This window comes from Acinetobacter sp. SCLZS86 (assembly GCF_021560715.1).
Lineage (GTDB): Bacteria > Pseudomonadota > Gammaproteobacteria > Pseudomonadales > Moraxellaceae > Acinetobacter > Acinetobacter towneri_A.
Genome location: NZ_CP090864.1, coordinates 1,657,638 through 1,673,058 on the forward strand (window position 1 = coordinate 1,657,638; position 15,421 = coordinate 1,673,058).

Below are 15,421 nucleotides of genomic sequence, written 5' to 3' on the forward strand. Positions count from 1 at the left end.
GACTTCTTAGCATTTTTTGTTCATAATATATCTAAATTTATGATTTAGATTTCAGTATGTCAGATTTCAATTCACGTTTGGCACGTGTACTACCTGCTTGGCAATGGCTGCGAAAATACAATGCAGAAACATTTAAAACTGACCTGTTGTCTGCGTTTATCGTCATAGCCATGTTGGTACCTCAAGGGATGGCTTATGCCATGCTTGCAGGTTTACCTCCTGTCATGGGTTTATATGCGAGCGTGATCCCCATGATCATGTACGCCTTGTTTGGTGGCAGCCCAACCTTGTCCATTGGCCCAGTCGCCATTATTTCCATGATGACCTTTGCGACACTCAATCCATTATTTGAAGTTGGTTCAGCCGCTTATATTCAAGCAGCCTGTTTACTTGCCCTGATGGTCGGCATTATTTCACTACTTTTAGGTGTTTTTCGTTTCGGTTTTTTAATTCAACTCATTAGCCATCCTGTTATTAAAAGCTTCATTATTGCCTCTGCATTAATGATTGCGATTGGGCAGCTTAAATTTGTTTTAGACATCCCCCTTAAAGCCAATAACTTACCTGAATTCTTACACAGCTTTTGGCAATATGTGGGACAAACCCATCTTTATAGCGTGCTCTTGGGTGTTGCTGCCATTTTATTTCTAATTTATGCGCCTAAAATCATCAACAGTAATGTCATTCGTGAACGTGTTCGAGGTAGTGGTTTTCTCTTAAAAGCCTTGCCATTGGTATTGGTGATCGGTTCAATTGCTTTGGTTTATTCACTGCATTTGCAACAAATCGGCATTAAAACAGTAGGAGAAATTCCTTCAGGATTCCCGCCTATTCAACTCCCTGAATGGAATACACAACTCGTTTTCCAACTTCTGCCAGGCGCAGCCATGATTGCCATGATTAGTTTTGTAGAATCTCTGTCTATTGCGCAAGCCACTGCCTTACAGCAACGCAGTCACTTAAATAGCAATCAGGAACTCATTGCACTCGGATTAGCCAATCTTGGTGCAGGTGTCAGCTCCTCTTTTCCCGTCACGGGGAGTTTGTCACGTACCGTTGTCAATGCCGACGCAGGTGCAAAAACACAAATGGCAGGTATATTCACCTCCATCCTGATTGTTATTGTCAGTTTATACTTCACGGGATTTTTCCAAGACTTACCACTGGCCGTTTTGGCTGCAACCATTATTGTTTCAATTTGGAAACTGGTCGAGTTCCAATCTTTTATAGAAACTTGGCGTTATTCCAAAGCCGATGGTCTGGCCATGTGGGTAACGTTCTTTAGTGTTGTGTTAATTGATATTTCGACAGGTTTAATTATTGGGATAGTGTCTACCTTTATTCTAATGTTGTGGCGTATTAGCCGACCACATATAGCAGTAATTGGCTTACTTGAAGGCACACAACATTTTCGTAATATTGAGCGACATAAAGTACGTACCGCGCCACATGTGCTTTCTATGCGAATTGACGAAAATCTAACTTTTTTAAATGCCAATACTTTAAAAGGCTTTTTTATTAATCAAGTCAGTCAAAACCCTGAGTTAAAGCATGTTGTGGTGAATTGTTCGAGTATTAGCAGTATTGATTTAAGCGCACTCGAAATGCTGGAAGATTTAAATCTTGAACTAAAAAAATTAAATATCTGTCTGCATTTTTCAGAAATTAAAGGCCCTGTAATGGACAAATTACAGCATTCAAAACTTTTACAGCATTTAAATGGAAAAGTTTATTTGTCACATTATTTAGCCATGAAAGAACTTGCGCCTGAACTGACTTAAAGAGCAAGAAATGGGTCTTTAATTTAATCTTTATAACTGGATAATCAATATACATCCTTTTTAATCAAAGAGTACTTTTATCTTCCTGAAATTTAAACAGTTTGATAAATATCACTTTTAAAAATACAGACTTAACTTTTATATCAAAATTATTTTTAAGCCCATGGATATTTCAGTATAGAATAGCCGCTTTTCTTTAACCTTGTTTTAGTATGTTTTCAGCTTTTTTGCGTTTGAGCTTGGTCTCCCGAATTATGATTGCAATTGTACTCGGCGTGGTTGTTGCAATTTTATTCCCGGAATCTGCGCCTTATTTAAGTCTTTTGGGTGATTTATTTATTAAAGCTCTAAAGTCTGTTGCGCCAGTTTTAGTGTTTCTTCTGGTGATGGCGTCGATTGCTAATTTTAAAATCGGAAGCAGCAATGCTTATATCAAACCAATTATGCTGATGTATGCGATTGGTATGTTCTTAGCTGCACTCAGTGCAGTTATTGCAAGTACACTTTTCCCAAGCACACTGTTTTTAGATGTTGCAACACAAACAGAATTAACCCCGCCAGGCAGTCTTGCTGAAATTTTAAAAAACCTTTTACTTAGTTTTGTCGCCAACCCTGTAGTTGCTATTGCCGAAGCCAACTTTATTGGTATTTTGGCTTGGGCTGTGACTTTAGGGGTTGCTTTCCGTCATGCTACAGAGTCCACCAAAGCACTGCTGAATGATGCTGCCAATGCAGTCAATCGCGTCATTCGCTTAGTGATTAATTTTGCGCCTTTCGGAATTTTTGGCTTGGTTGCCGTGACATTTGCCGATGCAGGCTTAAGTACCTTAGCTAATTACGCTCAATTATTGGCAGTTTTATTAGGGACAATGTTCTTTGTTGCGCTGGTCATCAACCCAATCATGGTGGCATTTGTGACCCGCAGCAATCCTTATCCTTTGGTTTTTCAATGCTTACGCGAAAGTGGCATTACCGCATTCTTTACTCGTAGTTCTGCAGCCAACATTCCTGTCAACTTAGACTTAGCCAAGCGCTTAGGTGTACAGGAATCAACGGCGAGTGTTGCAATTCCTTTAGGCGCAGTAATTAACATGGCAGGCGCATCGGTCACCATCACCGTTTTAACCTTAGCTGCAGTAAACACTTTAGGGATTTCTGTTGATTTTAGCACCATGCTGATTTTATCTGTAGTTGCAACGGTATCTGCCTGCGGTGCTTCGGGTGTTGCTGGCGGCTCATTACTGCTCATTCCTGTAGCGTGTGGCTTATTTGGTATTTCTTCAGATATCGCCATGCAAGTGGTTGCGGTTGGTATGGTCATTAGCGTGTTGCAAGATTCAACAGAAACTGCGCTCAACTCATCTACCGATGTGCTATTTACTACTGCGGTTGGCCGCGGTTTGAGTTAAGATACAATGCGTTAGGAAACTTACACTATCATCGACTATGCCTTTTCAAACTTTACCACTTTGGGTGCAATTTGGTGCTTTTTTTCTGGCAGTCAACGCTGGAATTATTAACGTACTCGGATTGGTGACCGTATTACATCAGTCCGTTTCACACATGACTGGAAACGTCAGTATCTTGGCGATGGCGCTAATCAACTGGAAACCAGAAGCGATGATTTTCTTGTTTCTCGTGATTTTGTGCTATGTCATCGGTTCATTTTATAGCGGAGTTATTTTAGGAAATAGTAATTTTCGCTTAGGGCGCCGTTATGGTTTACCCATGAGTTTGGTGGCATTATTTATTTTAATTTGCTGGGTGTTATTGCCTTATTTCCCACGTTATGCCCTGCTTTGGGCGTCAGTCGCCATGGGCATACAAAATGCCATGGTCAGCTACTATAAAGGTACCATCATCCGTACCACACATTTATCTGGGGTATTGACCGATTTAGGCTTAGCTCTCGGTTATCGAGTGCGGGGCTTACAAGTCGAAAAAAAGCGTATTGTTTTGCACTTACTGATTTTACTTGGTTTCTTTGTTGGTGGATTGCTCGCTGCAGCCATTTATCCTACATTTAAACTGAATTCTTTTCTGGTACCTGCTGGACTCAGCCTAAGCTTGAGTTTGGTGTATTGGATTATTTATTTTCGCTATCGACATCTTCAACATTAAGTTTTGGAAATTATCATGGTTAAAAATGCACTACAGGCACAATTGCTCAAAGCGGGTTTAGTCGATAATAAAAAGGCAAAAAAACTGTCTAAACAAGCCGTACACGAACAGCGCACAGGCGAAAGTAAAGATGCTGAAGTGAAAGCCAAAATTGCACAGGCACAGCAAGAAAAACTGGCCAAAGACCAAGCCATTGAGCAAGAAAAGAAAGCAGCTTTACAGGAAAAAGAATTGAAAGCTGCAATTATGCAAATGATTCATCAGCACAAAATTCGTGATACCGATGGTGAAGTTGCTTATCAATTTTTAGACGGAAAAATTAAAAAAGTGTATATCAATCAACAAATTTACAATGCGCTCGTGGCAGGTAGTTTGGTGATTGCCAAAGAAAATGACAGCTATGCCTTCCTACCGAAAGCTTTGGCTGAACGTATTAATAGCAAAATGGAAGGCTTTATTATTGTCAATAATGCCGAGAAAAATGAAGCAACGACAGATGAAGAAGATCCATATGCAGCCTATGTGATTCCAGATGATTTGATGTGGTAGGCCACGCAAGTATTTATGCTAGGTATCTATTCAAAGCCAGTATCTGTACTGGCTTTTTTATTATGACTGCAACTTGATTGAAAACTTACAGTAAAAACAAATAATTAAAATGTAGCAAAAAGTTACTCAGCCTTAAAATTTAAACTTTAGTCGATACACTATCTAGCAATTTCAAACATCACTGAAAAATTAAGGTGGATTGCAGGCTAAGATTCTAAGTGCCATGCAGACGAAAAACAGTAACCTTAAAGCGAGGATCTTTTGCAAGAATTTAATTTTATTCAAAATATTCAGGAATGGTATAACCAATACCCTTGGTTAGAAATGCTGACCTCACTCAGTATTGTGATTTTACTGGCAATTTTAGCCAACTTTATCGCCAAACAAATTGTGGTGCGTGGTATTCGTAAACTCATTTCTAAAATGACCTTTGCCAATAGCGAAATTATTTCACAGCATAGTGTCATCCGTCGTATTTCCAATATTGTCCCTGCTGTCGTGATTATGAATGGCATTACCACCGTGCCGCACTTATCAGATAAAGTAGAAAGCTTTGTGCAAATGGCTGCACAAGCCTTTATATTCCTGACCATTGCTTTAGCAATTTCTGAATTTTTAAATATTTTTAACCTGTTCTATCAACGCAATCCTAAATCACGCAATAAGCCAATTAAGGGCTATTTGCAGTTAGTTAAACTCATTATTTATGTGGTGTGTGCCCTCATGATTTTAGGCACTTTCCTGAAAAAAGATGTGTTTACCTTACTCGCGGGTTTTGGTGCAATGGCTGCTGTCTTGATGTTGGTTTTCCAAAATACCATTTTATCTTTGGTGGCTTCAGTACAAATTTCTTCCTACGATATGGTACGGATTGGTGACTGGATTGAAATGCCGTCATTAAATGCCGATGGCGATGTCATTGATATGTCATTACATACTGTTACCGTACAAAACTGGGATAAAACTCTAACCACCATTCCTACCAATAAACTCATTACCGATACCTTTAAAAACTGGCGTGGCATGCAGGAAGCAGGTGCCCGACGTATTAAACGTGCCATTTTAATTGATCAAAGTTCTGTGCACTTTATGACTGAACAAGAACAAAGCAAACTGAAAGAATTCTTGTTATTGGATCAATATTTGCATAGTAAAAATGAAGAAATTGAACAGTTTAATCAACAGTTAGCAAACCAATCTCAATACAACTATCGCCGTTTAACCAATTTAGGGACTTTCCGCGCCTATGTTGAGTTTTATCTGAAACAACATCCAGGTATTAATGAATCTCAGTCATTGATTATTCGCCAACTACAGCCGAGCAGTGAAGGTTTACCGCTAGAAATTTATGCTTTTACCAAAACCACTGCATGGAAAGAATATGAAAGTATTCAATCCGATATTTTTGATCATTTGCTGGCAATTATTCCTGAGTTTGGCTTAAAAGTGTATCAAGCCCCATCGGGTTCAGATTTAAAGCAAATTGGCGCACCATTTAAAGCAAGTTCTGCCAAAAGTCTAAATCCTGTAGAAATTGACGAGGCATAATTACGGATTTATTGCTGAGCCATGTGTCGCAAAATGCTTGCATGGCTCAGTAGCCGTTTTTATTTTCAGCAAGACGATAAAATTTTCATTAAATTAAAATGCACTCGTACACTCGTATATGAATAAGAGAAAATAAAGTCTTATTTGTAAGAGCTTTGTTGAAACAAATATCTAACACTATGTTTTAATTAACCTGAGTTCGATATAAAAAAAGAGTAGAAAAAAAGCCCTGTATTTGTAACATATTGGTTCTCAAGACAAAATGTTATAAAACAAGGCTTTTCAATGGATCATATTACCGAATTATTTTGTATTTTGGATGATTTCTGCAAAAAATTTAATGAATCTTTAGAGAAAGCTTTAATTTCTGATCAAAAAACTAGGTTGAAAAAGTCAGCTTTAAGCTTGTCTGAAGCAATGACCATTGTCATTTTATTTCATCAATCTGGGTTTAGATTCTTTAAATATTTTTATTGCCAAATGATCGTTCCATTCTGGAAATCTGCTTTTCCTAAACTGCTTAGCTACAACCGATTTATTGAAATCATGCCCCGTTGTTTGCAAGCGCTGAGTAGTTTCTTCCATCAAGTGAAAGGAAAAGATACGGGAATCAGTATCATTGACTCCACTAAATTGGTGGTTTGCCATAATCTTCGGATTAAAAGACATCGTGTATTTAAAGGTTTGGCTGGTCGAGGAAAAAGTAGTACGGGGTGGTTTTATGGTTTTAAATTACATTTGGTTATCAATAATTTGGGGGAAATTATTAAACTCAAACTGACATCTGGAAATGTTCATGATGTTGCTCTATTGGACTCTTTAACTCAAGATTTAAAAGGGATCCTACTCGGAGACAAAGGCTATTTGAGCAAAGCCAAAGCCGAAGCTTTAGCAGCAAGAGGACTGAAAATATTGACCCCATCACGTCGAAATATGAAAAACAAACCTATCCAAACAGAAGAAGAAAAACAATTGCTTTGCAGAAGAGGATTGATCGAAACAGTGAATGATCAATTAAAAAATTTACATCAACTTGAACATTCACGTCATCGTTCGGTAAATAACTTCATGGTGAATATCATGGCTGCTGTAGTGGCTTATTGTTTGAATCCCAATAAGCCAACTTTCCAAAATATGCTAAAAGGCTAAATGGATTTCATCGAACTCAGGTTAATTATATTTAAATTTCCTCAAACCTTTAAATCACAGCTTGCTCCAAATTTATGTAATAAGGTCATTGCCGGTTGAAAAAGTCTAATAATTCTAAGAGTTCACCTAACTTTTCAACTCACTAAAATGTGTCGCTCTTGTTAATTGATTCTGGATTCCAAAAATGATCATCAATAATGCGTCTGATGAAATATTGAAATTCACTACTTTTGTGCTTTAACGCTCTAGATGATCAATACACTCGCTAGAGGATGAGGGATATGAGTTTATAAAAGATCTCTAATAGACCAAATAATGAAAAGTTTAAGGCAGGACGCGGTACAACGTCGCAAAACATTGTTCTGCTTTTTCATTACTGCAGAAATTAATGGTATGTGCATTTTTCCATTTTACAAAATATTGTGAAATATCCCCTGTTTGGTCTTCCTGATAACCAGAACAATCCACTTCATTATTGTCATATTTAACTTGCAAAATTAAAGCCGGTAACGAATTTACAGGGTCTTGTGAAGGTTGATAATCATATACACCCGCAGACCATTCTTGACCGCTTTTAATCACCACATCGCTATTACTTTTAAAGTTGTAATATTCAATACATTTACGATTATTGGGGATTTGCATGCCCCACAGCCCCACAATTTCTGGACGGGTCACCACACGAAATTTATTGGTCGTTTCTGCTGCTACTGGCGTTAACTTGGCTGAATCTATTGTTGTATTTTCATTCGCAATCGCGCAGACAGAACATAAGCTCAAAACTGTGGTTAGATATATTTTTTTCATACATTTATTTAAAGATATAAACCGTTTAGACAACTTAGCATATTTTTAATCCAAATCTGCAAGCATAAACATAACACAACAATTTTATTTAACGAAAGTGTGACTTAGTTTACATTTAATCGACTTTGTAGGTAATGGTTATTTGATATGATCACCTTTCTGTTGTGAACGTCACACTCATTCAAGTTTTTTTCTTAATTATCAACCCATTGCAAAAGTGAGTTTAATACTTGCAAAACTTTAGCATACCACAAACTATATCTTCGGCTCAAAAGCAAATATTTGCCTTTGGGCTGCTAGCCGTTGTGGTATTTTTTGCTTGTTTATTGGGTATTTTTACTCGCCCGCTTAGCTACTTTTTTTTTTGGCCAAGCAACGCCCTCTTGTTGGGTCTACTCATTTGCTTTCCATCTTTAAAAAGTTTTGGTGGAATTATGGGTGCGTTTTTTGGCTATATGGGCGCCGATTTGGTCACAGGCAATACTTTCCTGATGACGCTAGGTTTAACGCTTTCCAACTTTGTAGCTGTTTTTAGTGGGTTGTTTTTCTTTAATTATGCCCGCGCTAAACTTCCAGCGAGCAATAATAATGTGTCAGAGCTATATCCACATATTATTGTTGTAACTTTAGGCTGTTTCTTTGGGGCTTTATTTGCCATTCTTCTGCTGCCAAATTTGCCGCACACCTTTATGTTGGCAGAAAATCGTTGGATTGATTTTTTTACTTGGTGGTCTGGTGAAATTTTAAATGCGGTAATTGTCTTACCTTTAATTTTGGCTGCCCCACGCTGGTCTAAATTCAAAAAACTTATAAATAATCAATATGCTAAAGAAACTCAAATTCAGGATATCTTGCCTTTTTTTGCATTGCTGATCTCTATCGCCTGCACCCATATTTTTTATGGACCAGGTGCATTGTTGTATCCATTGGCTGCATTAATTTGGGCAGCTGCCAGCTATCAACTTTTTAATTTGGCACTGATCAATAGCTTGGTCTGTTTAACTCTGTATCATAGCGTCACAGGCTTGTTTATAGATCAAGTGAATTCGAGTTATTTAATCAACATTATTTCTATTCGTGTGGGTTTAATTATTTTAGGTCTTGCCACGTTAATTTTATGTGTGATTAACCAAAACCGAAATCAGTTGTATAGAGAAGTATTGTATCTGGCAAATCATGACAGTTTAACTGAAACACTAAACCGCCGCAGTTTTACCCAGTTAAGTGAAAAAGCTTTAAAGCACAAAGACAATCATTCATTGTCTTTAATTATGTTAGATATCGACGATTTTAAAAAATTGAATGATCAATATGGACATTATGTGGGTGACTGTGCTCTACAACATCTCTCTAACATCGTTAAAGGCAATTTACGTAATCATGATTTATTTTGTCGTATTGGCGGTGAGGAATTCATTATTTTACTAAACAATATTAACTTAAATGAAACTCAACGTATTGCGGAACGTATTCGTATGTGTATTGAACATCAATCATTACATTTAGAAAACCTTGAACCCATTCATTTTACAGTAAGCATGGGCGTGTTACATACACACTTGCCAACCAATCTCCCTTTACAAGAATTAATTATTCAAGCAGATCAGGCGCTATATCAGGCAAAGATGCAAGGTCGTAATCGGGTCATTCTTGCTTCTTAAACAAAAATAGCATACAACATAAATTTGACAATAAAGATTTTCAGGATTGAAATGAAACTTGCAGAATACCTCCAATATGATGCTTTAGGCTTGGCAGAGTTGGTTGCCAAAAAGGATATTCAAGCTTCTGAATTATTAGATATTGCATTACAACGTGCCGAACAAACGAATCCTCAATTAAATGCCATTATTATTCCTATGCATGAACATGCACGTCAACGCACACAAACACAATTAACAGGTCCATTTGCAGGTGTGCCCTTTTTAGTCAAAGACTTATTTCAACAATATGCAGGCTATCCAACTTCATTTGGCTGTCAGGGTTTAAAACGTGCGCATCATCTTGCAGAACAAAATGCAGAAATTGTAAATCGTTGGGAAAATAGCGGCATTGTTACCTTTGGACGTACCAATACGCCTGAATTTGGGATTAAAGGCATTACTGAGCCAGATGCTTGGGGTGCATGTAAAAACCCTTGGAATTTGAAACATAATAGCGGTGGTTCTTCAGGTGGCTCTGCGTCTGCAGTTGCGGCAGGTATTGTCCCAATTGCAGGGGCAAGTGATGGCGGTGGTTCTATTCGTATTCCTGCATCTTACTGTGGTTTGTTTGGTTTAAAGCCCAGTCGTGGACGCACACCATGGGGGCCGCAACTCAGTGAAGCTATGCATGGTGCAGCGATGCAACATATTTTAAGTAAAAGTGTACGTGACAGCGCAGCAATGCTCGACGCAACACATGGTGCAGATGGTCATTCACTTTTCAAAATTGAAGCTCCTGAACGCAGTTATTTAGATGTAATTCAGCAAGCACCAAAAAAATTAAGAATCGCGTATTCTACCCAATCTCCAATTGGTACAGCTGTTTCACAAGATGCTATCAATGCCATTCAAAAAACCGTACAGCTTTTAGAATCTTTAGGGCATGAAGTTGTTGAAGACCGTCCTACTATTGATGGCATGCAATTGGCCAAAGATTTCATTACCACATGGTTTAGCCAATTTGCTTATTTAATTGCTGAAATTCAAACTCGCCTACCAAATCATTCCGATAATTTTGAGCTAGATTCTTTGGCTTTGGCTGCCTTTGGCGCAAAAACCACGTCAGTAGATTACATTCGCAATTTGAATAATTGGGGGGTATACGTTGCGCAAATGAATGAATTTTTTGAGCGTTATGACTTATACCTCATCCCTGCAACTGCCTCAGTTGCACCGAAAAATGGCGAAGTGAAAACTCCTGCATGGCAAAAACCAATTTTAAAAACACTAGTGCATGCGGGTAAAGCACATTGGTTAGCGCAAGGTAAATTGGTCGATCGCATTGTCAAAGAAAACCTAAAATGGGTACCGTTTACTCAACTCGCGAATATTACAGGGCTGCCTGCAATGTCTGTTCCGTTATATTGGAATAAAGATAATTTACCATTGGGTTCACAGTTTGTCGCGCCTTTTGCACGTGAAGATCTACTTTTACAACTGGCGGCTCAACTTGAAGCGGCTCAACCGTGGTGGCATCAATACGCTAAAATACGTATTTGATGTAGCAATCAATTAGTAAGAAGCAAGCAAACTATACCCATCCAACTTTGCTTGCTTCTATTTTTGATAAAAGAACGGTATCACTGCAAAATCACCAATCTAGGCTTTCATATCGCTCGACATTAACTGCGATTCTAATTGCTTTGGCAATCCCCAAATAAAACATAGACCAAGCAGTGTAGATAATCCTGCAAAAATAAAAATCCATTCGCCTGAAACAATATCCCAATAATACCCTGCCAAAATACTCCCCAGTGCGACACCTAAACCCCACATGGTACTGTAAAGTGCTTGCCCACGACCTTGCTGTCCTGCTGAAAAGTTTTGAAAAATCACCCGCATGGCAATGATATGAAATAAGCCAAAACTAAAAGCATGAACACTTTGTGCAAAAAATTGCGCAAAAAATATGGATGGAAATAAACCGACAATTACCCAACGTAAGCCTGTCAAAATTAAACATACAACAACCAGTGAACGCCAAGACCAACGCTTTAAAAACAAACTTGCGTAGGCAAACATAATAATTTCAGCAATCACTCCAACAGACCACAATAAGCCAATCTGACTTGTGCTAAAGCCTGCCTGACTTAAAAAATTACTATAGAAACTATAAAATGGGGCATGCGAAAACAGCAAAATCAATTCAATAATAAAAAATGAATAGACCACTGGGCGCTTTAAAATAGGCAATAAGGGTTCAAGTTGTTTTTGTGCAATGGGTGCGGTGCTCGGTTCTTGAATACTGAACGACCATAGAAATGCCAGTAAAGAAATGCAGAGGAGCAACATAGGTAACATGGAAATAGGAATAATTTCCAAAATAGCACCAATGCCAAAAACCCCGACAATAAAACCTATAGAGCCCCATTTACGCACTTTGCCATAGAGTTCCGCACGTTGCTCGCCCAACCAAAACAAAGTCACACCTTCAAATTGTGCCAAAATCGCGTTTTGGAAAAAGCTAAAAATCAGCATGAGCAATGCAACAGACTGAAAACTATTCGGAATAATAAAAATCAGTAACCAAATGCTGGCTTCCATCCAAGTTGCGATGCGTACTAGAAGCATCCGTTTGCCTGATTTATCGGCAATCCATCCCCAAATAAAAGGTGCAAAAAAGCGCGTTAAAATAGCAATAGAAGATAAAACACCAATTTCTTTATAATTAAAGCCCTGATCTTCTAAATACAGGCTCCAAAAAGGCAAAAATGTCCCAACAATTGCATAGTAGAAAAAGTAGAATCCACCTAAACGTGTCGATATATTCAAGGCTTGCTTCAACGTATATTTCCTTGATTTTTCAAACACATAAATAAGTGCATTATCTAACCTGATCTAAAATTTTAAGACACCGATATATTAACACTGTAGTACTTTAATTTTGAGTCATTGACTGATTAAAACGAAAAAAAACCCTGAAAATCAGATCAAATTTTCAGGGTGATATTGAGAAGATTTATTACAATTGTTTAGCCGCAAGACGCTTGTAGAATAATTTTAGTTTTCGGATCGACCACCACAGTGACGCGATTCATACGATAATCCATTGTTACAGGCTGCCCTGGTGCAACCATTCTCACAATTTCAGCTCGGGTAAGCGCTTTAATTTGTGCTTCAGACAAGCCTGTTTTGCCGACTAATTGCGCAGCAGATTCTGGGACACAATTTTGCATGGTCTGTGGCACCTGAGTTTGTTCATTGATAGGCTGATTGCTACACGCAGCTAAAGTTACCACGCTTAAAACAGTCAGAATACTATATAACTTTTTCATATTGATACTCGTTTTTAATTTCTTCAAACCAACTCAAAATAACATAACTGATTAAATATGCAGTAAATTTACTGAATAAAACTGTGATGATAGTTTTATTGATCAAAATAAATTAGATGTAAGTTTGGATTAAGTTTAATTCTCAATCACACTTAAACTCAGTTTCATCCAATCAATTGCCTGTTGGCGACGCTCTTCTAAAGCATTCCATAGCGTATCTTGCGATAATATAGAATATTCCCCTTCGCGGCAGCTAAGTTCAGGCGCATTTTCATAGTCCTCAAGCCATTGTTCACTTTGATAATAGGCCTGTAATTCTTGCCAGAGCTTTTCTGCAGCTTGCCATTTTTGCTGCGCTTCTCGCATCTGTCGATGTAAATCATGCCATTGCTCATATTGTTGCTGTAAAACCTGAGCATCGTACATTTTATTTTTACTCATAGCTGAAATTCAAAAATTAAGATGACATGAACATACAATAATTCAAGATCAAGGAATGTGAGTGTATGTAGGTTTTATTTAAAGAAACATATAGTGCTATATTTTTTTGCATTAATTTTTAAAGAAGACAATTCCTGATTTATTTAGTCAACTTTAGCTTCATTACTTTCAGTAAAATTTAGTATAAAAGTGTAATTCCATCTTTTTATCAAAAGTTAAAGTCATTAGTATAAGTTTGCTTCAATTTTTTAGAAAAGGTACAAAAATGAAATATATTTTAGGGGCAACATTACTTGCATTCGGTTTAATGGGATGTAACTCAAATTCAAATAATGAAGTGAGCCAAGAAAAAGTACAAAGTAATGCACCTGCAGAAACACAAGTTATTTATTTTAATGGCCCACAAGATTTAACCATTGAATTAAAATCTTCAGATAATTTTGAAACTGCAGAAATGGTAGATAATTCAGACACAGTTTATCATTTAAAACGTACTGTATCTGGTAGCGGTATTTTACTGAGCAATGATGATGGTGTATCTATTCACTTTAAAGGTGGTGAAGGAGTACTTGAGTTAGTCAAAGATCAGCCTATTAATATTACTGAATTTAAAAAATAGATTTTTTGCTGATCTATACTTAAAACATCATTTATATTATTTATGATTGATAAATCGTTATATTCATTATATGGATGATGCTTTTTATTTATACAAGCGAGCTTTAAAATAAATACTGAATTTAAAAAACCACCTTTTGAGCGATAAGCTGTCATTAAAAAGTAAACATGTATTCTTTTCCGAATTGGTTTGATACTCTCTCCACTCATTGCTCTATTTTATCAGCTGTCATGACTTGAAAATCTCGCCAATAATATTTCATCTGCTTCCATACCATCTCGATTCGATTTAACTCAGGGCTATAAGCTGGAATAAAATACAAATTCGTCGAAATGTTACTTTTAAGTAGCTCTCTGTAATCAGCCATCTTTTTACTTCTATGAATCGAGGCATTATCAACAATAAGAACCAATGGAAGGTTATAAGTCTGTTTTACTTGTTGAGCTATTCCAGTTAAATAGGCATAAAACCAAGTGCTTGTAACTGACTCTTGTAAACAACTTGTCACCAGTTTCCCCGTTGAAAGCAAACACCCCATGACATTAACTCGTTTTAATCTTATTGCATCAACCGCATGAACATCACCTATCTTTGTCCACGCATAGCGGTTATCAGGTGTAGATGAAAACCCTGTTTCATCAACATAACCTAATATAATTTCACCACGTGCCGCTTGCTCTCGTAATTTTTCAATCTGCTGTGTTGCTTGTTCAAATGCAATCGGATCTCTTTTTTTTCAAGCTATGACGGGTACGCTTGAAGACCATACCTGAATCACGTAAAAACTTACGAATGGTTTCAACAGACACGGACACTTCGTATTCTTCATGTAGTTTGACTCGGATTTGTTCTGCATTGAGTGGACTTGTATTGACCCAATCTAGGATTTTCGCCTGATAGTCTGAGATCAATGTATTGGGCCGACCTGAGCGATGACCTTCTTTAATCGATTCAAACTCATACAATTCCCAACGTCGGCGTTGTAGCCTTATGGTTTCTGGGATACGTTCTTGTAGAGTGGCAACTTCCGCAACACTTTTACCTTCAGAAAGCCAGAGAATAGTTTGGGCACGTTGTCTTTCACGCCAATGTTTTGCATGCTTGGCCAGAAAAATGAGTCGTTCTCGCTGTTCTAAACTAAGTGGTACAGAAACAATTCGAGGCATGTGTGAACATCTGTTAACTAAAAAAACTTTTTCGCATGATTAGTTATTTTTGTCAACTTAATGCCTTTAGATAAATAATTAATTTAAAAAAATTAATCCCAAATAACAAGGATAAAATATAAGCAGAACGACTATAAATGTCGTGCATATTTTATTCCATTTAACATAATGGCTGTTATACGAAATAAAAAAAAACCTAGGCACTGCCTAGGTCTTAAATTTAAAAAAATACATAAAGATTAAGGCGCATGACACTTCAATC

At 37.4% G+C, this 15,421-nt stretch carries 14 protein-coding genes and 1 pseudogene; 9 read left to right on the top strand and 6 right to left on the bottom strand.

Annotated elements, in window-relative coordinates:
- Nucleotides 1–56 precede the first annotated feature (56 nt).
- The 6 genes from LZP46_RS07990 (at nt 57) to LZP46_RS08015 (ending at nt 7,148) form a co-directional block, all read left to right on the top strand.
- Entirely contained in the window at nt 57–1,781 is a 1,725-nt protein-coding gene (locus tag LZP46_RS07990; protein WP_236093501.1) for a SulP family inorganic anion transporter, read from the top strand.
- Nucleotides 1,782–1,993: 212 nt separating this feature from the next.
- The gene (gene sstT / locus LZP46_RS07995; RefSeq protein WP_236093502.1) at nt 1,994–3,190 is read left to right on the top strand and encodes a serine/threonine transporter SstT; all 1,197 of its coding nucleotides are present in this window, start codon (nt 1,994–1,996) and stop codon (nt 3,188–3,190) included.
- Nucleotides 3,191–3,227: 37 nt separating this feature from the next.
- Entirely contained in the window at nt 3,228–3,902 is a 675-nt protein-coding gene (locus LZP46_RS08000) for a YoaK family protein (RefSeq protein ID WP_019837324.1), read from the top strand.
- 15 nt (nt 3,903–3,917) lie between these two features.
- A complete protein-coding gene (locus LZP46_RS08005; protein ID WP_019837323.1) occupies nt 3,918–4,451 on the top strand; it encodes a DUF2058 domain-containing protein in 534 nt (177 codons plus the stop codon).
- Between the two features lie 261 nt (nt 4,452–4,712).
- Nucleotides 4,713–5,999, top strand: coding sequence for a mechanosensitive ion channel family protein (locus LZP46_RS08010; RefSeq protein ID WP_236093503.1), 1,287 nt, complete (start codon nt 4,713–4,715; stop codon nt 5,997–5,999).
- A 285-nt stretch (nt 6,000–6,284) separates the two neighbouring features.
- Nucleotides 6,285–7,148: an IS982 family transposase gene (locus LZP46_RS08015; protein WP_178319681.1), complete on the top strand. Its 864-nt coding sequence runs from the start codon at nt 6,285–6,287 to the stop codon at nt 7,146–7,148.
- Between the two features lie 324 nt (nt 7,149–7,472).
- Here the strand turns inward: LZP46_RS08015 and LZP46_RS08020 are convergent, their stop codons facing one another.
- On the bottom strand, nt 7,473–7,955 hold the full coding sequence (locus tag LZP46_RS08020) for a hypothetical protein (protein ID WP_236093504.1): 483 nt from the start codon (nt 7,953–7,955) through the stop codon (nt 7,473–7,475).
- Nucleotides 7,956–8,389: 434 nt separating this feature from the next.
- Here LZP46_RS08020 and LZP46_RS08025 point away from each other — a divergent pair, with 434 nt between their 5' ends.
- A complete protein-coding gene (locus LZP46_RS08025; RefSeq protein WP_236093505.1) occupies nt 8,390–9,616 on the top strand; it encodes a GGDEF domain-containing protein in 1,227 nt (408 codons plus the stop codon).
- 51 nt (nt 9,617–9,667) lie between these two features.
- Nucleotides 9,668–11,158: an amidase gene (locus LZP46_RS08030; RefSeq protein WP_236093506.1), complete on the top strand. Its 1,491-nt coding sequence runs from the start codon at nt 9,668–9,670 to the stop codon at nt 11,156–11,158.
- A gap of 99 nt (nt 11,159–11,257) precedes the next feature.
- On the opposite strand, the gene LZP46_RS08035 is transcribed toward LZP46_RS08030, so the two are convergent.
- From LZP46_RS08035 to LZP46_RS08045, 3 genes and pseudogenes are all read right to left on the bottom strand, one after another.
- Complete coding sequence (locus LZP46_RS08035; RefSeq protein WP_236093507.1) at nt 11,258–12,442, bottom strand: MFS transporter; 1,185 nt, start codon at nt 12,440–12,442, stop codon at nt 11,258–11,260.
- Between the two features lie 188 nt (nt 12,443–12,630).
- Nucleotides 12,631–12,831, bottom strand: a pseudogene (locus tag LZP46_RS08040) (I78 family peptidase inhibitor); the annotation flags it as partial.
- Nucleotides 12,832–13,068: 237 nt separating this feature from the next.
- Nucleotides 13,069–13,374 (bottom strand): DUF4298 domain-containing protein, encoded by a 306-nt coding sequence (locus LZP46_RS08045; protein WP_096901595.1) that lies wholly within the window; start codon nt 13,372–13,374, stop codon nt 13,069–13,071.
- Between the two features lie 265 nt (nt 13,375–13,639).
- On the opposite strand from LZP46_RS08045, the gene LZP46_RS08050 reads away from it, so the two are divergent.
- A complete protein-coding gene (locus LZP46_RS08050; RefSeq protein ID WP_178319619.1) occupies nt 13,640–13,993 on the top strand; it encodes a hypothetical protein in 354 nt (117 codons plus the stop codon).
- A 205-nt stretch (nt 13,994–14,198) separates the two neighbouring features.
- Here LZP46_RS08050 and LZP46_RS08055 read toward each other — a convergent pair whose 3' ends face one another.
- Entirely contained in the window at nt 14,199–14,714 is a 516-nt protein-coding gene (locus LZP46_RS08055) for an IS630 family transposase (RefSeq protein WP_329608999.1), read from the bottom strand.
- Nucleotides 14,704–15,159: a helix-turn-helix domain-containing protein gene (locus LZP46_RS08060; RefSeq protein ID WP_004973749.1), complete on the bottom strand. Its 456-nt coding sequence runs from the start codon at nt 15,157–15,159 to the stop codon at nt 14,704–14,706. Before LZP46_RS08060 ends, LZP46_RS08055 begins: the two co-directional genes overlap by 11 nt.
- Nucleotides 15,160–15,421: the final 262 nt, after the last annotated feature.